Origin of the sequence: Colwellia sp. BRX10-9 (genome assembly GCF_014077405.1) — a bacterium.
Lineage (GTDB): Bacteria > Pseudomonadota > Gammaproteobacteria > Enterobacterales > Alteromonadaceae > Colwellia_A.
In genome coordinates this window covers 1-21,273 of sequence record NZ_JACGVV010000001.1, presented here as the reverse complement: position 1 = coordinate 21,273, position 21,273 = coordinate 1, and the positions used below count along the sequence as shown (strand labels likewise).

At 38.3% G+C, this 21,273-nt stretch carries 18 protein-coding genes; 5 read left to right on the top strand and 13 right to left on the bottom strand.

Translation table 11 applies throughout. From position 1 onward, the window contains the following. Positions 1-72: 72 nt before the first annotated feature. The 6 genes from H4J69_RS00090 to H4J69_RS00065 all read right to left on the bottom strand — a co-directional run bounded on the left by H4J69_RS00090 (position 73) and on the right by H4J69_RS00065 (position 3,623). Complete coding sequence (locus tag H4J69_RS00090; protein WP_182217804.1) at positions 73-630, bottom strand: GNAT family N-acetyltransferase; 558 nt, start codon at positions 628-630, stop codon at positions 73-75. 49 nt (positions 631-679) lie between these two features. Next, entirely contained in the window at positions 680-1,012 is a 333-nt protein-coding gene (locus H4J69_RS00085; protein WP_070374205.1) for a hypothetical protein, read from the bottom strand. A 108-nt stretch (positions 1,013-1,120) separates the two neighbouring features. After that, positions 1,121-1,396 (bottom strand): hypothetical protein, encoded by a 276-nt coding sequence (locus H4J69_RS00080; protein WP_070374206.1) that lies wholly within the window; start codon positions 1,394-1,396, stop codon positions 1,121-1,123. A gap of 113 nt (positions 1,397-1,509) precedes the next feature. Beyond that, positions 1,510-2,709, bottom strand: a complete 1,200-nt coding sequence (locus tag H4J69_RS00075; protein WP_182245076.1) for a serine hydrolase — start codon at positions 2,707-2,709, stop codon at positions 1,510-1,512. A gap of 149 nt (positions 2,710-2,858) precedes the next feature. Further along, positions 2,859-3,161, bottom strand: a complete 303-nt coding sequence (locus tag H4J69_RS00070; RefSeq protein ID WP_182245077.1) for a hypothetical protein — start codon at positions 3,159-3,161, stop codon at positions 2,859-2,861. A 24-nt stretch (positions 3,162-3,185) separates the two neighbouring features. Then, entirely contained in the window at positions 3,186-3,623 is a 438-nt protein-coding gene (locus H4J69_RS00065) for a hypothetical protein (protein ID WP_182217800.1), read from the bottom strand. A 646-nt stretch (positions 3,624-4,269) separates the two neighbouring features. Here H4J69_RS00065 and H4J69_RS00060 point away from each other — a divergent pair. After that, a complete protein-coding gene (locus tag H4J69_RS00060) occupies positions 4,270-5,052 on the top strand; it encodes a 3-hydroxybutyrate dehydrogenase (protein WP_182217798.1) in 783 nt (260 codons plus the stop codon). 15 nt (positions 5,053-5,067) lie between these two features. Then, a complete protein-coding gene (locus H4J69_RS00055) occupies positions 5,068-5,436 on the top strand; it encodes a carboxymuconolactone decarboxylase family protein (protein WP_182217796.1) in 369 nt (122 codons plus the stop codon). A 103-nt stretch (positions 5,437-5,539) separates the two neighbouring features. Here H4J69_RS00055 and H4J69_RS00050 read toward each other — a convergent pair whose 3' ends face one another. From H4J69_RS00050 to H4J69_RS00040, 3 genes are all read right to left on the bottom strand, one after another. Further along, positions 5,540-7,540: an alpha-amylase family protein gene (locus H4J69_RS00050; protein ID WP_182217794.1), complete on the bottom strand. Its 2,001-nt coding sequence runs from the start codon at positions 7,538-7,540 to the stop codon at positions 5,540-5,542. A gap of 303 nt (positions 7,541-7,843) precedes the next feature. Then, entirely contained in the window at positions 7,844-8,773 is a 930-nt protein-coding gene (locus tag H4J69_RS00045) for an alpha/beta hydrolase (protein ID WP_182217792.1), read from the bottom strand. After that, on the bottom strand, positions 8,761-9,960 hold the full coding sequence (locus H4J69_RS00040) for a CynX/NimT family MFS transporter (protein WP_182217790.1): 1,200 nt from the start codon (positions 9,958-9,960) through the stop codon (positions 8,761-8,763). The genes H4J69_RS00045 and H4J69_RS00040 overlap by 13 nt, the downstream gene beginning before the upstream one ends. 191 nt (positions 9,961-10,151) lie before the next feature. Here H4J69_RS00040 and H4J69_RS00035 point away from each other — a divergent pair, with 191 nt between their 5' ends. Further along, positions 10,152-13,613: a PAS domain-containing hybrid sensor histidine kinase/response regulator gene (locus H4J69_RS00035; RefSeq protein WP_182245057.1), complete on the top strand. Its 3,462-nt coding sequence runs from the start codon at positions 10,152-10,154 to the stop codon at positions 13,611-13,613. A 639-nt stretch (positions 13,614-14,252) separates the two neighbouring features. Continuing rightward, positions 14,253-14,966 carry an alpha/beta fold hydrolase gene (locus tag H4J69_RS00030; protein ID WP_182245056.1) on the top strand — a complete coding sequence of 238 codons (714 nt, stop codon included), beginning with the start codon at positions 14,253-14,255 and terminating at the stop codon, positions 14,964-14,966. Between the two features lie 617 nt (positions 14,967-15,583). Here H4J69_RS00030 and H4J69_RS00025 read toward each other — a convergent pair. Both H4J69_RS00025 and H4J69_RS00020 read right to left on the bottom strand, forming a co-directional pair. Beyond that, entirely contained in the window at positions 15,584-16,240 is a 657-nt protein-coding gene (locus H4J69_RS00025; RefSeq protein WP_182217785.1) for a 3-oxoacid CoA-transferase subunit B, read from the bottom strand. Between the two features lie 2 nt (positions 16,241-16,242). Further along, on the bottom strand, positions 16,243-16,953 hold the full coding sequence (locus H4J69_RS00020; protein ID WP_182245055.1) for a CoA transferase subunit A: 711 nt from the start codon (positions 16,951-16,953) through the stop codon (positions 16,243-16,245). 127 nt (positions 16,954-17,080) lie between these two features. On the opposite strand from H4J69_RS00020, the gene H4J69_RS00015 reads away from it, so the two are divergent. Then, a complete protein-coding gene (locus H4J69_RS00015) occupies positions 17,081-17,968 on the top strand; it encodes a LysR family transcriptional regulator (RefSeq protein WP_182245054.1) in 888 nt (295 codons plus the stop codon). 63 nt (positions 17,969-18,031) lie between these two features. Here H4J69_RS00015 and H4J69_RS00010 read toward each other — a convergent pair whose 3' ends face one another. Then, entirely contained in the window at positions 18,032-18,697 is a 666-nt protein-coding gene (locus tag H4J69_RS00010; RefSeq protein WP_182245053.1) for a response regulator transcription factor, read from the bottom strand. Between the two features lie 175 nt (positions 18,698-18,872). Continuing rightward, a complete protein-coding gene (locus H4J69_RS00005; protein ID WP_182217778.1) occupies positions 18,873-21,155 on the bottom strand; it encodes a TonB-dependent receptor in 2,283 nt (760 codons plus the stop codon). Between the last annotated feature and the right edge of the window lie 118 nt (positions 21,156-21,273).

Here is a 21,273-nt window from a genome sequence, read left to right as displayed (position 1 = left end):
GGCGCATAGTTATTGACTAAAGTAAGCACCGAAGAAGCAAATATCCAACGGTTATTTATTCTATTTAATAGCTTATGTTTCACCATACTCTGACTTTATTAAGCCAAAACATTTAAGGTCGTGAAACTGATTCTTCCAATATCCACTTTGACGGCGAATACCCTCTTCTTTAAAGCCTACGTTGAGTAAAAGAGACTCTGAGGCTAGATTCCCGGGAACCGTATCACCTTGAATGCGATTCAATGCTCCGCATGGTAACTCACCACAAAATGCTGATTTAACAATTCTATGCACAGCTTCTGTTGTGTAACCACTGCCCCAGAACTTAGGCAGTAAATCGTAACCTATAACAGCATTTTTCATTTTAGGACTCCAAGTATTAAACCCACAAGTCCCTATTAATTGATGTGTTTCTTTTAAGCGTATAGCCCAACGAATACCAGAGTTTTCTGTAAAGCGAGCATTAAAGAATTCTATTAAATTACTCGCTTGTGAATGTTTAGTAAATGCGTCCAGATCATAATATTTGACAACTGAATTGTCTGAGAATAAATCAAATAAGCTATTTGAATCTTCTGTAGTTAATTTATCTAACCTTAAACGATTAGTTTCTAATACTGGAAATAACAACCTAAATCCTCCATGAACTATAGTATCCTACTTGAGTCGGTTACTATTTTTACCACTCTCGCCATTCTTCTGTAACATCACCTTCAAATTCTACATTGGCTTTAGTTGTTACTTTTTGAATGAAATCACAAATATCTTCACGTTGGTCAGTTTCTATTAAACATTGACCACAGTCATCGTTTAATTCGTTCAAAGATAAAATTAAATATTTAATATGATTTTTAGTACTATCAACAGTTTGAATTTCTGATCCCATTGACGACATGAACTCTAAGAGTAATGTAATGCAATCAGTAACATTATCAGATGTGTAATCAGGTTGATTTTCTCCCTCAATAAAATCTAACATTCCATATTGAATACTTTTAAGTAAACTTTTCACATAAATCTCCGTAAAAAAATGCCCAATTAAGGGTAAAGTTTAGTTAGCTAAAATGTGAAGCTAAACGTAAGCTAGCCAACGGTTAAAAGCCCAGCTTGAATACCTTTGCTATATAACAAATGCAACAATAATTGCCGTTACAGCTAATACACTGTACTCGGGCATCCCTGTTGGTAACTTAGACATAAGTACGAAGCAAACGAAAGCTAAGGCAAATAAAATGGCACTGCCAACAAAAACCCCCATAAATGTATGCCCCATAATTAAACCAACAATAGCTAAGGGAATACTAAACAATAATGCTGAAAAATAAGGTTCCTTTTTCATCAAGTATAATTTATATGAAAGAGCTAACATCAATAGTTTAATAATCAAAAAGAGCATATAAATACCTTGTAATATAACGCCCATTTAAGGGGGAATAATGGTTAGTTAAAATAGCGACCAAGGAGCAAAAGCCAGCGGCTTTTTGTCCTTGTTTAATTTGTTGTTGCTTGCTAATCGGCATAGGTATGCAATATTTCGTTTACAGATGGCCGTTTATCGAAGCTGAAGTTACAAAGTTGAATATACCCAATATTATGACTAGGTGAAAGCCAAAAGTAACTCCCCATTGAGTCAATTGATAAACCTCTATGAGAATATATTGTCTCACCTTTAACCTCCCTAATGAACAGTCCATTATTATATGGTACTCCTCCAATTTTAGAAACGGTCTTTAAAGAAGATAATATTTGACTGATAAAATGACCTTTACTGTCGTCAGTATTCTGGAAATTGGAGAGTCCTCCAATGTTGGAAACAGGCTTCATCGGATGCAAGAATGTACTCCAAAATAATTTGTCATCAATAGGGGACATTAAATGACTTATCCATTTGGCAAAATCAGGGAGCGTTGATAAAATTCCGCCATCGCCCTGGGTAATTAGATTTGATGAATTACGTCGATATTTGTATGTAGGCGAATTTACAGCACTATACCCCGTAGCACTCCAAGGAATTTCAATAGTCTGTAAACTCACAAGTTCAGTTGAAGACATTCCAAGTGGTTTAAATAGTTGTTTTTTAGCTAAGTCACTAAAAGGTATTCCACTAGCTTTTTCAAGTATATCAGCCAAAAACAAATAACCCGTATTACTGTAACTTGAATTTTCGCCCGGTTTGAATGATGGTGCAGATAACGCCATCATAGTATCAAGAACGTGCATTAGAGTAACATCACGTGCAATCGGCTTCCCTACAACTAGATCTTCAAGTACATGGGGTATGGTAGATACCCTTTTTACAAGTTCCTCCCTAGTTTTTTCATCATTTAAATAGTCTGGCAGACCACTTTGGTGATTAATTAAATGATGTAACTTGATATTTTCAAACCAACGGGGGCCTTGGGGATAATATTTCTTCAATGAATCATTTAAAGATAGTTGGCCTTTCACCTCTAATTGTAACGCTAAAACAGCAGTAAAATGTTTAGTAATAGACCCCAAGTTAAAAACGGTTTTCTTATCTATTGGAACTTGATAGCGTAAGTTTGCCTGCCCAAAATAGCGCTCATAAACTAATTCACCTTTCTTCACCACACCAACAGCACAACCAGGAGTTTCAGAGTTTAACTCACTAAAATCATCACTAACGTTAGCATCTACGGTGAATGTAATCGTGTTTAAAATAATAAATATTAACAAAGGTATTTTCATTTAAAATCCATTTTATCAATGCCAAGTTTTATATTGTAAGCTAACGCAGCCTAAAGCGGACTGAAATAGGCGACGCGCAGAAGCAAGTAGCCAACGGTTAAAAGTCCTGCTTAAATGGCCTGTTATAAGCAAATGCCAGCTAACTTTAACTATTTCGTTAACGTGCACTCTTTTTTTATATTGCCTTCAGGATCTATACAGGTAGCTACATCTGGCTTAACACACGAATTATAAGTCTCGGGGGAGATATTTCTATGGGCACCTTGCACGGTTACGTTAAACAAGCCAACAAAAATATCGCTAATAAAATTAGAGCTCCAAGAGCTTTCTTTATCGTGTTCACTATAAGTAGAACCAGAAGCAAAATTGCAACCAACCTCTTCAGCACCATGAGAAGAGCAACCAGAAATCCCCAAGACTAAAAGTAAAACTAACGTAAATTTAAATGCCATTGTTCATCCTTGTTTAATGGGGCGTTATATTTTTTGACACAGCTTAGTATCGACCTTTATTTCGGTGATCTGTTTATGATTAGTATCATAGTAATTATATGAAATGAAAATATTTAAATCTCTAAATGCTTGCATTTCTTTTGTTGAACAAACAAAGTTCGTCACCTTAGGTGTCATAGTTTCGACAAATTTTTTTAAATCTAAATTGTCTTTTTCATAATTTGGCAATTGATAGTTATATGTAAACGTTTCTTTTGCACCAATAGTAGCTATTAAAACTGTTTCTGAATCTACATTCATTGGTAGATTCTTATTTATTTCGCTAGCTGTACTCATGAGAAATTTAGTTTTATCTTCACCTGCATCACCACTAAATAAACCACTTACTGCCCAATTTCCAATTATTGCCCCACCGATTGCACCAGCAATGGTTAAAACATTCGTCCATGTAATTTTTTTCATTAATACTCCAAACTTGGTAATAATAAAACAGCTTATTAGACGAGCAAAAACCTCCTTCTCTCCAGATAATTAACCGTCTATGATTATAATGAAAACATAAAATACTCATAACCTTCAATTGCATCAAGCCTTTATTAACATTATTTTAACTAAACTTTAAATGATGACTGTTTTATCACGCGTTCTCTGTTGAAAGTGTACAAAGTTACTAGCTTAAAAATTATTTTCTTACTTAGTCTAATTGTCGAAATATTATCAAGGCTGATGCCTGTTCATTTACATAGGGTAATTAACGATCTGTTTTCCAATTAATAAAGGCGATGTGATTTTTAGCTGTTGATGAATGGAGCAGCAGCAAAGTTATTTGACTAAACCTATGGTACTAAGGTGCCAATTAAAAAGTTAACTGTTTGCATTAATATATAGCATAAGAATAATGCTGAAGATTTTAGAGCAACGGGTTAAATAGCCTTTTCGAGATGGCCAAACTTACTCTTTTACTATTATCTGATGCCCTTTAATAAACCGCCCTATCGCAAGTATTTGCCCAATAATGATCAACGGCGCAGGGGCTCACACGTCTAATTACTTTTTTATTGACGAAAACGGTAAGAAACTAATAACACAATTAAATAGGAAAATAATTATGCTAAAAGGTAAAACAGCTTTGATCACAGGTTCAACCAGTGGTATTGGTTTAGCGGCTGCACATGTCTTAGCTGAGCAAGGCATTAATTTGGTACTACACGGTTTAATGGCTGACGAAGAAGGCCAAGCCTTAGCCGATGAATTTGCGAAAAAATATAATATCAAGACACTTTTTGATAGTGCAAATTTAATGTTAGCCCAAGATATTTCAGTGTTTATGACTAAGGCTACTCAAGTCATGGGCTCTATCGATATACTGGTCAATAATGCAGGTATTCAACATACCGAAAGTATTGATACTTTCCCTGAAAATAAGTGGGATGCGATAATTGCCATCAATTTGACCGCGGCATTTCACACCATTCAAAAGTCACTTCCGGGTATGAAAGCAAAGGGTTGGGGCCGCATTATTAATATCGCTTCTGTTCATGGACTCGTGGCCTCGCTAAATAAATCCGCTTATGTTGCAGCAAAGCATGGCATTGTTGGCTTAACGAAGGCCGTTGCGCTTGAGTGTGCCGAGCATGGCATTACCGTTAATTCTATTTGCCCAGGTTGGGTGGATACCCCATTAATTAATAATCAAATTAATGATATAGCACAACAGAAAAGTGTTAGCTTCGAACAAGCAAAATATGCCTTAGTAACGGCTAAGCAACCCTTACCTGAAATGATGGACCCTCGCCAAATTGGTGAATTTATTTTATTCTTATGCAGTAATAGTGCGCGTAGTATAACCGGTTCGGCACTTCCCATGGATGGTGCTTGGACCGCCCAATAAATAACAGGATAATATATGACGATAGCTAACAACGAAAAAACAGCAGGTGAAAAAATTCGCCGTCAAGTTATGGGCGATGAATTTGTTGACCGCGCACTTAATAATGCCGATGATTTTAGTCAGCCTATGCAAGACTACATCAACGATCATGGCTGGGGAGCAACCTGGCAGCGAACTGAATTAGATCTTAAAACCCGTAGTTTAGTGACTATCGCTATGCTGGCAGCACTAAGAGCTCCTCAAGAACTTAAAGGGCATATTCGTGGTGCATTAAATAATGGCGCGACTAAAGAGGAAATAAGAGAAGTATTACTGCACAGCGCTGTGTATTGTGGCGCGCCAGCTGCACAAGAGGCTTTTAGAGCCGCTAAAGAAGTTTTATAAATCGTCTATAAATATCGCTTTAAAATTGTAAAGGCTAGACAAAAAATTTGCCTAGCCTGCTTACTTATTTAGTTAAAAATCATCATAAAAACGCGACAAAACTCTAAAAACTTCGAATTTCTACGGTATTACTATTGAAGTTAAATTTGTTGATTTTTCCGCATTCAGCAAAATGATTACTCGATGCATAAGGTGTGTTAGCTTGGTTGATGTCACCTTCCCAACCTTGACCATTTTTAACATAGGCTTTTACTTCAAACTTGTTATTAACCGCTTTACTACAATCCATATCAACATCTAACATCCAGTAATGTTGACCCCAAATATTTAACGGCTCTTCACCATAACCATCATTAGCAACGGTACGCTTTGTTCCCCAACCTGCAGGCCAAGCATTGGTGGTCCAATCAAGCGGAGTTCCTTCAGCGGTGCTACTTTGAGCGGCCTCACTGCCATACCAATCTAAGTAGCTTTCGTTGGTTTTCCATGGTGTTGTCGTTGCACTTTTTAAATTGTTATGGCGAATAGTCATTGCACACTCAAAATTAGTGGTTTGACAATTTCTACCAAGATTATTATTGGCGTAGTTATGATCAATACCGCCGCGAATAAACATATCTTGACCACTTTGCGTTTGTGCTTGAATAAATATCACCGTACGTTTCAATGTTGCTGGGCCTGTCACTTCACCATTAATTTTTGCGCCTTGATGAATGGCAAATGCATCCCAAACACCCACATTGGCATTAATACTTCCACCGTTGTTTACTGTAATCGTTTCACCGCTACACGATTTAGCATCAGCAGATAATTGCCCTTTTAAAACGTTACAATAAGTACCTGCACTCATTTGTGTATTTAGCGTAGACGTTAAATTAACATCTTCTTTATTAATTGCGACAAAACCCGAACTACCTCGACCAAAAGCAATTTGGTTATTGCCATTATCCCACCAGTTTGTGGTGCTCCAATTATCTCCAGTATTATTTCTAAAGTCGACACCACCAGCAATATATGACCATCGATGCTCACACTTCCAACTACTGCCAAAGCATTCTAGATCACCATTGTTATGGACCGGAACACTTGGAGCACCCGCATCAGTATCACCCTGAAAATCATAGCTCGACATAACTTTTGGGTAACCATACGGATAAGCCAACATAAATACATTCGCTAAGTCGTATAAACGGCCATCTTCAAAAGTAATCACATTACCACCGCCACCATGGCCACGTTGATTATCATGGTTATCGACAAAAACCACCGCAGAACTACTCGGTAAAAATCCCCAAGCTTCACCAAAACTACTCAGTGATGCTAGGCTGCCATTTTTGAAGGTGTTACCTAGCTGTGTGGTATATTTAAATTCAGTTACTAAACCTGTGCTTTGGTATTCACTGGAGGTGATGGGTTCACCGCCTTGATCAATCACCTCCTGAAATACCAAAGGCGAGCCATTAACTTTCGACAATACTCCTTGAATATCGCCTAATGACATGTGCTTAGAGGCGTCAAATCGAAAACCTGTAACACCAATATCTTGCAAGTCGTTTAAATAATCCGCGAGCGTTTCTTGTACATAAGCGGCACCAGTATTGAGGTCAGCTAAGCCCACTAGCTCACAGTTTTGTACTTGCCAACGATTGTTATAATCGGTAATGGCACAAGTATCATGAAAGTCTTGTGGCCCGTAATTAGGGAAGCTTTTGTTACCATAATTACTCCCTGCAGTCCCCGTACCATTGCCAGACGCCATATGATTTAAAACTGCATCAACATATATTTCTACGCCAACGGCCTTACAACGATTCACCATATCGACAAACTGGGCACGGTTACCGCTTCGACTCTCTATTTTATAGCTTACCGGTTGATATCGAGTCCACCATTGTCCCCCTTGAATATGCTCATTAGGTGGTGACACCTGAACTGCGGCATAACCTTTAGGGCCTAAATAATCTTCACATTCTTGGGCAACATCTTGCCAGCTCCATTCAAAGAGATGAACAAAAGTAGTCGGTTCAGCAGCAGCTTGAGCCTGACAAACAATGCCTAATGCCAGACCTGTTGTTAATAACGATTTTATTACTTTAGTTTTCATTTTTATTGTTATTCCTAATGTAAAATTAATGTTTATATTTGCTTATTAAATAGCCAAGACAGGTTGCGTTAAATTTAAACAAAGCGCTATATCAAAGAAGATGAATACGTATTCAACCATTTTTTGTAGGTGTTTTACCGAACAAGAAACTATATTGAAATTATGATGACCTAGATGAATATGAAACGTGTTAACAACGTCGGTAACGGGATCACTGACATTATGATAAAGAGATCTTGCTCTCTGGTAACAAGACCTTGCGATAATTAATGCTTTTGCCACAGAAATCTGTGGCAAGCTTAGCTATTTATTAATAAAGTTAGCGATCAGCTGAAAAGTTTGCTGACACTCTTCTGCAACCAATGCATCAAGTAACATATAGGCATGCGTTAACCCATCAAACTGATGATGATGCACCGCTACCCCAACCGCTTTTAACGCTTTAGCATAAGCTAAACCTTCATCTCTTAACGGGTCGCATCCGGCGGTAATAACTAAGGTTTCGGGTAAAGTCTTGCTTATTTCACCATACAAAGGTGATGCAGCTTTACTGTTATCACTCGCTTTAAAATACTGATTAAAGTACCAAGTTATTTTATCTTGCTCAAGTAAAAAACCTGAACCATTCTCGGTAAAAGAAGGCTGCTGGCCGGTGTAATCAACACTTGGGTAAATTAAAATCTGCTTATCGATTCTTAAGCGTTTATCTTGCTGGCTTTGCATAGCAAGCGTAGTACAAATAGCGCCGCCAGCACTATCACCGATAATATAAAGTGCATTAGAAAAGTTGAGCCCAGCTAAACAGGCTTGGTAATTAATTAACACCTCTCGACAATCATCGATACCTGCTGGATAAGGATGCTCCGGTGCTAAACGGTATTCGACACTGATAACAATACAATGACTTTGTGCGGCAATTTTACGACAAATGGGATCGTATAATTCAACACTGCCACACATATGACCACCGCCATGATAATGAATAACTACGGGTAATGCTTCCTCTGGCGCTGGGCTATAAACTCGCACGGCAATAGCGCGTTCTTCTGCTTGCACTGCACGGTCTTGCACAAAACTGAGTGCTGGCCCCTCGCCTATCAAAGGCGCCAATTTATCTAAATTTGAGCGAACCAGTGCAGGAGAAAATTGCACACCTTGTTTTTTTGACTCGGCTAAAGCTTCATTTGCCTGCGCTAAAAAGGGCGCTAATTTTTCTGAAATTACACCTCGCATAATTCATCTTCCTTGTTTTTTTGTTGACCCGTTTCAGTTAAGAAAAAACTACCTATAAAGAAAGTACCACTGACCAAGGTGGTTAAAGCAAATGCCCATGTATAGTCACCTTGGTGAATATCAACTAACTTGCCAAACAACCATAAAACCAAGGTACCCACCATATAACTTATCGAATAGAACAAACTAAAAACAACGGTTATTTTTTGGCTGGTCATTTTTGACAACTCATGAGGTATTGCCACTAATGCCGTTATTGGAAAGAATATAGAAAAACCTAACACCATAGCACTAAGTGTTTGTACTACTTCTGACGGGCTAAAAGATAAGGTAAACACAGTGATCACAATCAGTAAACCTGACCAACGGATCACAGGCACCCGTAAAGGGAATTTTTTACTGTAAATAATACCGGCTAACGTTCCTATAATTCCAAAACCTATCAATAACGCACTTTGACTGATACCCGCTTTAGGATAGAAAGTGAACAAACATAAATAAAAGGCAAGAATACCTGAATAGGTTAACGCATAGACCCAAGAAAATTTATCTTTTAAGCCATCTGTGTACGAATAATGCGTGTTAATTTCACTAGTATCTTTGGCCTTGCTATGAGGTTTTGCTTCGTCAACAAATAACCAAGCAATACTTAATGCCAAACTTGCTAATGAAAAAATAATCAAGGTATTTTGCCAGCTACCGGTTAACGAATTAAAGTTACTCATTTGCCATAAAATAATGCCTGTGCCCAAATTAAAAGCAACGGCATTGATCCCGTTTATCGTGGCACGCTCTTCTGGAGGGAACCAAGACATAACGATGGGGTTAAAATATACAATCATAAACGCTCCGCCCAATCCCATTAAAAACCGGCTCACTAATAGCAATTCATAATTGGGCGCAAAAGGTGTTAATAGCCCCACTGAAATTAAAATACCTGATGCAAAAAAAGCATACTTACCCCCTAGTTTTAGGGCTAACCAAGCAGCGGCAAAGGTCCCTACAATTTTAGCTAAGGTAACCGCACCACTAATAAAGCTGGCTGAAGCTAAACTATTAATATTCATTGCCGCCATGATTTGATTCATGCTTGCGGTGCCGCCAACCCATGCCATTGCAAATAAGGTGTAACTAATAAAAACAATGGCTTCTACTAAATACTTGTTACTTATCTTAAGAGTTCTCATATAGATTAATTTCTAATATAGTAATGTCAAAATTCAGCTTAACTAAATAAATTATCTATTGATGTACTACCTTCGTGCACTGTGCTGAAATTTAAGCCATGTTATGATGTCTGCCGCCATTTTATTTGCAGACGTAAAGTTGATATGGGATCGGTACTTAGTAAAGTGTTGCTATTTATAAGGTGTTTTCAGTGTTAATTTGGCTTTCTCTTAATACCTGGTTGGTGTCTTTTCTTGCCATAGGTTATTTATTACTGTTGTTTGTTGTTGCCTACTGGGGACAAAAGCAAACCACTAAGCAGTGGCATTCTCGCCCTTGGGTTTACAGTTTAGCTTTAGGGGTAAGCTGCACCTCTTGGGCTTTTTATGGCACGGTTGGGCAAGCAGCAACAACCGGCGCTTGGCTTGCTCCCATCTATATTGGCTCAATTTTATGCTTTGTTTTGGCTTGGCCGATGTTGCTGCGAATATTACGTATTACCAAGCAACAAAACCTAACCTCTATTGCTGACTTTATTGCTTGTCGCTATGACAGATCGCCAAAAATAGCAGCGACAGTAACCTTAGTCGCCCTTCTGGGCACCATTCCCTATATCGCACTGCAATTAAGAGCTATCAGCAAAAGTTTTGATTTACTCACCGGCACTTACCGCTCAGGAATAAGCACGACCTTTGTTGTGACCTTAGTATTAATTATTTTCAGTATATTATTTGGTGCTCGCCAAGTGGCCGCCAATAAACAAAATCAAGGCTTAGTTCTAGCCATAGCTTTTAGTTCGTTAGTTAAATTATTTGCCTTAACCGCGATAGGCATTTTTGCGACATTCTTTGTTTTTGATGGTATTGGCGATTTAATCAGCCAAGCCGAAACGTCAACTAATTATCAACCGGTAAAAAACACTTATTTTGCAGTATCACAAGCGATACTTGGCGTAATTACTATTTTTATTTTGCCACAGCAATATCACATGTTGATGATAGAGAATCATCAGCAAAAAGAATTGAAAATGGCACGTTGGCTCTACCCCGTTTATTTAATTGCCATTAATTTATTTATCTTACCTATTGCCTTAGCTGGCCAAAGTTTATTTCCGGGTGGTGGTGTTGATGCCGATACGTATGTTATTACTATCCCACTCTTTTTTCAGCAAGCATGGCTTGGTGGCCTCGCTTTTATTGGTGGTTTAGCCGCAGCAACCAGCATGGTCATAGTCGCCACAATAGTACTCAGCACTATGGTAACAACAGAAATCGTTAACCCCTTGCTACTGCACTACAACAGTTATATTAATACCCAGAAAAAACAACTGTCAGGGCTGTTATTAAATATTCGCCGCATAGCAATTGCTTTACTGCTGCTATTGGCTTTTGGCTTTGAGCGGATCGTTAATCAACAAAATCACCTTGCCACCATTGGCCTATTGTCATTCGTACTTCTATCACAATTAGCCCCTTTAGTTGTTGGCGCATTATATTGGCGAAGAGCAACCAGTAACGCCGCTTTTATTGGCTTAATTGTCGGCAGTCTTTGCTGGTTTTATACCTTATTGCTACCCAGTTTATTGCCGAACGCTCCGTGGATAACTACAGGATTATTTGGTATAAGCAGCTTACGGCCTTATGCACTTTTTGGTGTCGACTTTCTCGATAATATTAGTCACGGTTTATTATTTAGTTTATTAGCCAATACTTGCTGTTTTATTGGTTTTTCATTATTTGGTCAGCGCAGTGTTGGCGAAAGATTACAAGCAGAGCTCTTTATCAGTAAAAAGCAGGGGGCAATTCAACAAAACTTATCAAGTAAAGACCTTTATCACTTATTGCAACGCTTCGTTAATGATACAAGCGCCGATGATTTTCATCATAATCATGCAAAACAACTTAGTAATACCGCCGCGAGTCAAAAGCTGGTCGAGTATACCCGCTTGCAGTTATCAAGCGTATTAGGCTCAGCCTCAACGCGCATGGTAATGAAAGCCGCAAGTAAACAACAAGCCTTACCTTTGGAATATGTCGTTAATATTGTTGATGAAGCCAGCAAGTTGTTTCAATTTAATCGCGAATTATTACAAGCCGGTGTAGAAAATATAGAACAAGGTATAAGTGTTGTTGACGCCGACATGCGCTTAGTTGCTTGGAATAAACGCTATATAGAATTACTAGATTACCCAAGCAGTTTAGTTTGTGTCGGTAAACCAATCTCCGAGCTTATTCAATACAATGCCGATCGCGGAGTCATTATTGCTGATAAAGGTAACTCTACAAAAAATAGTGCCGAGCATACCGATGATTTTATAACACGCAGAATTGACTATATGCGTAAAGGGAACAGTCATTATTTTCAGCGAGAAATGCCAAGCGGTATTGTCTTAGAAATTAGAGGCCAAGCGATGCCTGGCGGTGGTTTTGTTAGTACTTTCTCAGATATAACCGCACATATAGAAGCTGAAAAAGCTTTACAAAGGGCGAACGAGACCCTTGAACAAAGAGTGATTGAACGAACCCGTGAACTAAACCATGCAAAGGCAGAAGCCGAAACAGCTAATAAAAGTAAAACTAAGTTTTTAGCGGCTGCCAGCCATGATTTAATGCAACCTTTCAATGCTTTATCTTTATTTACCAGTATGCTTAATAAAAAAGTAACCGGTACTCATTTAGAAGAATTAGCCAGCAACATTCGTCATTCACTAAATGCTGCAGAAAGTTTACTCTCAGATCTCGTTGAAATATCTCGCTTAGATGGTAAGTCGCAACACATTGCGATCACCTCTTTTTATGTTGACGAATTATTAGCCCCCTTGAGTAAAGAGTTTTTCTTACTGACAGAGCAAGCTAATCTAACGTTTAGCTATGTAAAATCTAACTGTATTATTGAAACCGACCAAAGATTGTTACGCCGTGTGGTGCAAAACTTTCTCTCCAATGCTATTAACTATTGCCCACAAACCGACCGCCAAGGCAAAGTATTACTTGGCGTTAGGCGACAACAAGACAAGATCGTTATTGAAGTTTGGGATAATGGACCGGGTATTGCGAAAAACAAACAGCAAACTATCTTCAAAGAGTTTGAGCGCTTAAATGAAACTCAAGACCAACCGGGTTTGGGGCTAGGTTTAGCCATATCAGATCGTATAGCTAAACTTTTAGGGTTAACCATTTCAGTAAAATCTACGGTTGGTAGAGGTTCATGCTTTAGCATTACTCTGCCTCGTAGTAAGTTATTACCGGTCAGAGCCTCGGTTGTTAATACTCAAAATAGCATTAGCGCCTCTGCTGAATTTAATCAGTTACCTATTTTACTTATTGATAATGAGCCCTTAATGCTAAAAGCGATGCAATCGCAACTCGCTGAATGGGGGTGTCATGTTATTGCCGTGAGAAATGAAAAACACTTAGCAGAAGTACTAGTTGATAAAGAGTTCAAACCCAAATTAATTATTTCAGACTACCACTTAGATGATGACAAAAATGGCGTTGATTTAGTTCAAAAAACGCTTACTAACCATAAGTGGCAAGCTCCTTGTATTATCTGCTCTGCAGACCCCTCTGAACAAGTGCGAGAGCATACCAGCGGTGCCGATTTCTCGTTTATGCGTAAACCAATTAAAGCGTTAGCGTTAAAAAAATTGATGCGACAGTTATTATCGCTTTAGTCATACTAGCAGTGACAGCAAAGTTAGTGGCGCTGCTATTATTTTAAATATCTTGTAAAGACTTTAACAATAATAAAACTACGAATAAAAACGTCAAGTATTTCTATCTTTACTGGCTTCAAAATCTCTTTGAAAAACAACTCAAAAATCTGATAAAAGTGTCCGCCACAACAGACACTTTAATTAAGCGAGAATTATTTAATTTATTCCACATAATCCTTCTACTACTAAAGAGTCACTTCTTTTGCTACCAATATTCGTTAATGTTGCTGAGTTCAAATTTCAAACAGTTTGGATACAAAAATGGAGAGTACCCCTCAGGACAAGTCAAAAATAAATGACAATAAATAATAGGCTTTTTATGAAACAGGTCCTAATTACACTTTTTTACATACATTTTAACAACCGTGACGTCCCTCACTCGAACTTATCTAACCGCTTTATGACTAGTGTTTTAGTTGGTAATACGACCGATAGTTCGCCGTAAAGGTCAACATTGGCGGCTAATAAAATACCTAGATACAACACTTGCAGTTACTTCCTAATGTTTACTTTATCTTTTGATAAAACTAACCAATAGACCAAGTAGAAAATATTGAAATAACACTCAAATAATAATAAAACAAAGAGAGATTCATTATGAAAAGAAAAATAAATATCCAATTAAAGGCAATATTAACTGTTACTGGCTTGTTACTCGCCAGTGCAACCGTGCAAGCCAGTTGTCTCGATAACGTGGTACTGGTGCATGGCAATACTGGCACGCCGTCAGATTGGGATAATACCTACGACGCTTTACTCGCGAAAGGCTACAGCAGCAGTCAAATATACCGCCCAGCATGGGGTGGTAGTAATGCCGCTTATAATAATCACAGCGGCTCAGAAGAAACACCTGTTCGAAATGCTATCAATTCAGCGCTTAGTGCGTCATGCACAGGAAAAATTGATGTAATTGGCCACTCTATGGGGGTTACTTTAGCAGCACAACAAATTATTAAACTCAATAAAAGTAGCCAAGTGGATGCCTTTGTCGGCGTTGCAGGTGCTTATCGCGGTTTATGGACTTGTGGCGCATATCCATGGAATGTTTGGATCCCTACCTGTGCCAGTAATGGCTTATCGGTATCAAGTCCATTTCTTGATTGGCTAGGTAATAAAGTCATTGCTAATCGTGTTTATTCTATTAAAAGTTGGGATGATCAAATAGTTTGCGGTAGCGGAACATGTACGGTAAGCGGAGTTCATTCGAGTCAAATACCTAATGAACTAGCCAGCTATACTTATTCACTTGACCATTTTGGTTTACAAACCAATACAGCCAGTAAACAAGTAAGCTTAGTGACAGCACAATAACTCCTTATGAGTTATACAAACCAATACGGCCAGTAAACAAGTAAGCTTAGTGACAGCACAATAACTCCGTATGGGTTATACAAACCAATACGACCAGTAAACAAGTAAGCTTAGTGACAGCACAATAACTCCGTATGAGTTATACAAACCAATACGGCCAGTAAACAAGTAAGCTTAGTGACAGCACAATAACTCCGTATGAGTTATACAAACCAATACGGCCAGTAAACAAGTAAGCTTAGTGACAGCACAATAACTCCGTATAGGTTATACAAACCAATACGGCCAGTAAACAAGTAAGCTTAGTGACAGCACAATAACTCCGTATGGGTTATACAAACCAATACGGCCAGTAAACAAGTAAGCTTAGTAACAGCACAATAACTCCGTATGGGTTATACAGAAAAGGATGGCTAAACAGCCATCCTTTTTTATCTTTCTTTTTTATCTTTATAGTTTTGTTTAGGTGCCTTTACAGACCATTGCGCCCTGCTCGCCCGATAACATAGCTAAGCACGATAAACTACTGCCTTATTGTCTTCTAGCGGTTCTAACAACATTGACAATAATCACTTAGCTTGATTAATTTTCACTCTTTTCTAGTCAAAAACATATGACTAAAACTGCATTTCAGGAACATCATCAGGAATGACTAATTCACCTGCGGTTAGTTTAACAATCTCTGCAACACTCACCCCTGGGGCACGTTCGAGTAGATGAAAACGACCGTCTTTAATCTCAATAAAAGCCAAGTCGGTTAACACTTTTTTTATACAGCCTTTACCGGTTAACGGCAGTGTACAATTTGCCAGTAATTTAGAATCACCATGTTTTGACGCATGGGTCATGGTTACTATGATATTGTCTGCGCCAGCGACCAAGTCCATTGCACCGCCCATACCTTTAATTAGCTTACCGGGAATCATATACGAAGCAATATTACCGTTAACATCGACTTCAAAAGCGCCCAGCACCGTTAAATCAACATGACCGCCACGGATCATGGCAAACGACTGTGCAGAATCAAATATTGATGCACCGGTCGCCATAGTCACAGTTTGTTTACCGGCATTAATTAAGTCGGCATCGACTTCAGCTTCACTGGGAAATTGTCCCATACCTAATAAGCCATTTTCAGATTGCAACATTACTTCTATCCCCTCAGGGACATAGTTAGCTACTAAGGTAGGAATACCAATACCAAGATTAACATAGAAGCCATCTTGTAATTCTTGCGCGACACGCTGAGCGATTTGATTTCGGTCTAAAGCCATGATTATTCTCCTGTTGTCGTGCGAATAGTGCGTTGTTCAATACGTTTTTCAAAAGTGCCTTGTATAACACGGTTAACATAAATGCCCGGTGTATGGATTTCATCTGGGTCTAGCTCACCTGGCTCAACAATTTCTTCAACTTCTACCACAGTAATTTTTCCTGCGGTCGCGGCTAATGGATTAAAGTTACGTGCTGTTTTTCTGTAAACTAAATTACCAAACTTATCAGCCTTCCAGGCTTTAATAATGGCAAAATCACCGGTAATAGCTTCTTCAAGAATATAATCTCGTCCATTAAATTGGCGTTGATCTTTACCTGCTGCCACTAAAGTTCCAACACCGGTTGCGGTATAAAAAGCGGGGATACCAGCACCACCTGCGCGCATTTTTTCGGCTAAAGTACCTTGTGGTGTTAATTCCACATCTAATTCTCCCGACATCATTTGTCGTTCAAATTCAGCATTTTCTCCAACATAAGAAGCAATAATTTTTTTAATTTGCCGCTTAGGTAACAACAGGCCTAAACCAAAATCATCAACACCACAGTTATTAGAAACTAGCGTTAACCCTTTAATGCCTTGGCGCTCGATTTCTTTGATTAAATTCTCAGGAATACCACATAAACCAAAGCCGCCAGCGACCACCGTCATATTGTCGGTTAACCCTGCCATTGCTTCTTCATAGGTATTCACTACTTTATTAAATCCTGCCATTATTTTTATCCAGTTATTAAGGAAGTTGACTTAACACCAGCATTATACAATTGCATAAATATGTAAAATTAATTAATATTAACTATTGATAAATAAAACTTATAACTGGATATTTTAGGATAATTGCATGAATATTACTCTCAAGCAACTACGCACTTTTATCACTATTGCCCAATCTAAAAGCTTTGCCGAAGCCAGTGAAATTTTACATTTATCACAGCCAGCATTAAGTATTAGTATCAAAAATTTAGAAGAGACCGTTGGCGGTAAGTTACTGGCGCGTTCAACAAGAACCTTATCATTAACGCCTGAAGGGCAAATTTTCTTACCAACAGCAAAACGTTTGTTAGCAGACTTTGATGATGCTTTTATTGAGCTTGCTGAGCTGTTTTCTCTCAAACGTGGAAATTTATCTTTAGCCGCAATGCCATCATTTGCGAGTACCCACTTGCCGCAACATTTACTGGCTTTTACAACCCAATATCAAGAAATTAAAGTAAGAGTGCATGATGTTATCGCCGAAGAAGCTGTTGCTATGGTGCAAAATGCTAAGGTAGAGTTTGCGATTACCTTTGATCCTGGTGAATTTGATGATTTACATTTTGAAACACTGTTTAGTGATGAATTACTGGCGGTATTCCCAGATAACCATGACCTAGAACAAGCTGAAGAGTTAACATGGCAGCAACTCAGCCATTATCCTTTTATTGCCTTGCAACGACCTTCGAGTATTCGCTTACTTATGGAGGAGACATTAGCCGAACAGGCTTTATTTTTAAAGGTAAAGTATGAAAGTAATCAGTTGGCTACTGTCGTTCAAATGGTCGCTAATAAATTAGGCGTTAGTGCAATACCGTCTTTGTACAAACAACAAATACAAGCGCTTAACATTCAGCATCGCCCATTAGCTTCACCAACCATTAGTCGACGTGTAGGAATTGTTGCTCGAAAACGTTATCCGTTATCCCAGTCAGCACAGTTTTTTGTTAAATTATTACGTCAGCACTATCACTGATCACGCAAAGCCTTGATAAATTATCAAAGAATAAAACATAATTAACCGCTGTATTATTACACATTATAGACTTTCATTTTCTTGTGGCGCTAACATCAATTGCTGATAAGCTAAACCCGCTTGAGTGCGGTTATAAACGCCCAGTTGCAGCAAGATTGCTGAAACATGCTTCTTTACCGTATTTTCTTTAATATCTAAAATGCCGGCAATTTGCTTGTTTAATTGCCCATCGGCAACATAAGACAAGACCTTGTATTGCTGCGGAGTTAATTTTGCTAATTGCTGAGCCAATAACTTATTTGCAGTAACTTGTTCACTGTCTAATGAAATATCAAAGTTATCAGGTAACCAAGTTCCGCCAGCGAGTACACAATTTATCGCTTGTGCTATGACCGATAAATCAACAGACTTGGGAATAAAGGCCGCCGCACCAAAAATAATCGCTTTTTGCATAATATTAGGTGTTTCATCAGAAGACACCATAATAACAATAAGGTCTGGGTGATTGTTTTGTAGCTGAGTAAGTCCCGTAAAACCATTATTACCTGGCATATGTAAATCAAGAAAAATTATTTCTAAGCTTGGTGATTGTTCTATTTGCTGCAATAAATCACTAAAACTAGACGCTTCAATAATGCTACAGGCAGGCATACATTCGACCACAGCTTGTTTTAACGCCGTACGAAACAACGGATGATCATCAGCAATTACTACTTGCGCTGTACTCATGCTTTATCCTCTATCGGTATATCACAATGTCATTTAATTAATAACAGTTTAAGGGATGTTTTTCTACTACGCACACTTTTAATTTTCAACTAAAGTAGTGACTTAACCAAAATTATATCAACAAAAAAGAGCGAGTAATAACTCGCCCTTTTACAGTTAAAATAACAAACTACACCTAGAAACTATAACCAACACTAAAGGCAACAGTTGATGGATCACCATAATAACCAATTAACGTAGTATCGCCACCTAAACCTGGTGCGTAGCTACCATCATTATTTTGCTCACCCAGAAAAGCATAATTACCCACTAAATACTCTTCATCGGTGATGTTTTTCCAATGTAACGAAGCGGTCCAATCACCATCATTGCTATACCAATTAACGCCAACGTTTAATAAACCGTAACCGTCTTGTGTTAATAAGTTATCTGTTGGTGTTAAGTCATAGTCGCTGCGATAATAGTAATTACCATTAACAACAAAATCACCCATAGTACTTTCGATATTGTAAGCAAATCCTATATTAGCAGTAGTGTCTGGCGTATTGGTAATAGTGAAAGTATCACTAATATCAATAGACTTACCTTCACCATCAAAAGAATTTACTTTTTTAAACGATGCATCAATTAGACCTAAAGTTGCAAATAAATTTAAGTTGTCGGTAACAGAATATTGAACTTCTAGTTCTAAGCCAGAAGCCGTTGATTGCCCTATGTTACCTAAACGTTGACTTAATTCACTACCATCACCACCTTCTACCGGTAATACCGTTACAAATTGACGGTCGGTATGGTCAAGGTAAAATACTGTCGCATTAATTCTTAAATTGTCATTCCATTCACTTTTTACACCCATTTCATATGAATCAACCACTTCTGGGTCTACTGCTGGCTCAGGGCCACTGGCTCTAGGGTTAAACGTTCCTGATTTAAAGCCTTGTGAATAGCTAGCAAAAAACATCATGTCTGTGGTGTATTGATATTCAACACCAACTCGAGGCGTAAAGCGAGACCAGCTTTCGCTGTCATTAAGCACTTCAGGGAAAGTAATATCACTTCGAACATAACCTGGTACCCAATCACTTTCTGGATAAATAGTTTCATATGCTAAGCCATTATTAACGTTTGCCACTTTTTCTTCATCGGTATAACGAGCACCTAAGGTCATAGAAAGCTTATCGGTAATATTGTACGAGCCTTGTGCATAAACCGCATAACTTTCGCTATTATTACAACCAGCAACTTCACGAGTGAGCCCTGGTAAGCTAAGCGATTTGCCTAAATGCTCTAGAATCGCATCAAAGGTCCCACAAGACTCACCGTCAAAGTAATAAAGACCAGAAACAAAAGTTAGGTTGTCTGAATCATAATTTACTTGAAACTCTTGCGTAAATTGTTCGTCATCATAAATAGCAGGTACATCAAAAATGCGCTCTGGTGTATTATCAAAATCAATATTGGTCTTAGAATAATTTTCTCGACTCGCTGTAATTGACTTAATTGACCAGGTATCATTAACATAATATTCTGCTGTTAGACTATAGCCTTCTGACTCAACACTGTTCCAAGTAGGCATACTGGTATAGGAATCGTAGACGCTGTCTGGTACAGGTGCGTCAGTAACAATGCTTGGTAAAAGTCTGTAACCTCCCTTCGCATTTGAGTCATCAATTGTTTTATCGTAATTAAAACGAAAGAAAAGATCATCTGTCGGTGTGAATTCAACGGTAAGACGACCGGCAAAAACATCTTTATTGTAGTTCTCTAAATCTTGATCAGGTAATTCAGACTGTAAAAATTCACCGTAGCCGTCACGAGTTAAATTGGCTAAAGCAAACCCCACATAAAGTTTATCTTCGATAACAGGAATTTTTCCCGCTAGTTTATAATCTTGGCGACCATAATTACCAAAGGTTGCTTTGAGGTCGACTTCAACGTCACCTGACATTTTTTTAGTAACGTACTTAATAGCACCGCCTATAGTATTTTTACCATATAAGCTTCCTTGTGGGCCACGTAATACTTCAATACGTTCTACATCAAGAATATCAAGAACCGCGCCTTGTGGACGAGCAATATATACATCGTCAACATAAATACCTACGCCAGGTTCATAACCCCATAATGGATCGTCTTGACCCACACCGCGAATGAATGCGGTTAAGGTTGAGTTAGTGCCACGGCTGCTTTGCAACGTTGTATTTGGCGAAAATTGTTGAACTTCTGTCATGGCACTAATACCATTTTGTGCGAGTTGTTCTGCTCCTACCGATGTAACAGCTACAGGTACATTTTGTAAACTTTCAACTTTTTTACGCGCAGTAACCTCAATACGTTCAAGACCTGAGTCTTTTGCTGCAGCCGATGTGTCTTCTGCTGCTGCAAAAGTTATATTACTGGTTAATGCTGCGGCAATAGCCAAAGCGAGGTAACTTCTATTTTTGTTGTACTGTTTCATGGAGGAAGCCTTATTATAATTTTTATGTTTTATATTTTGGATCGGAGGACACAACGTCTGACTTCCATTCACGCATGCCTACTCCGTTTGCGTTTTCTTGTTGGAAAAAAAAAAAAAT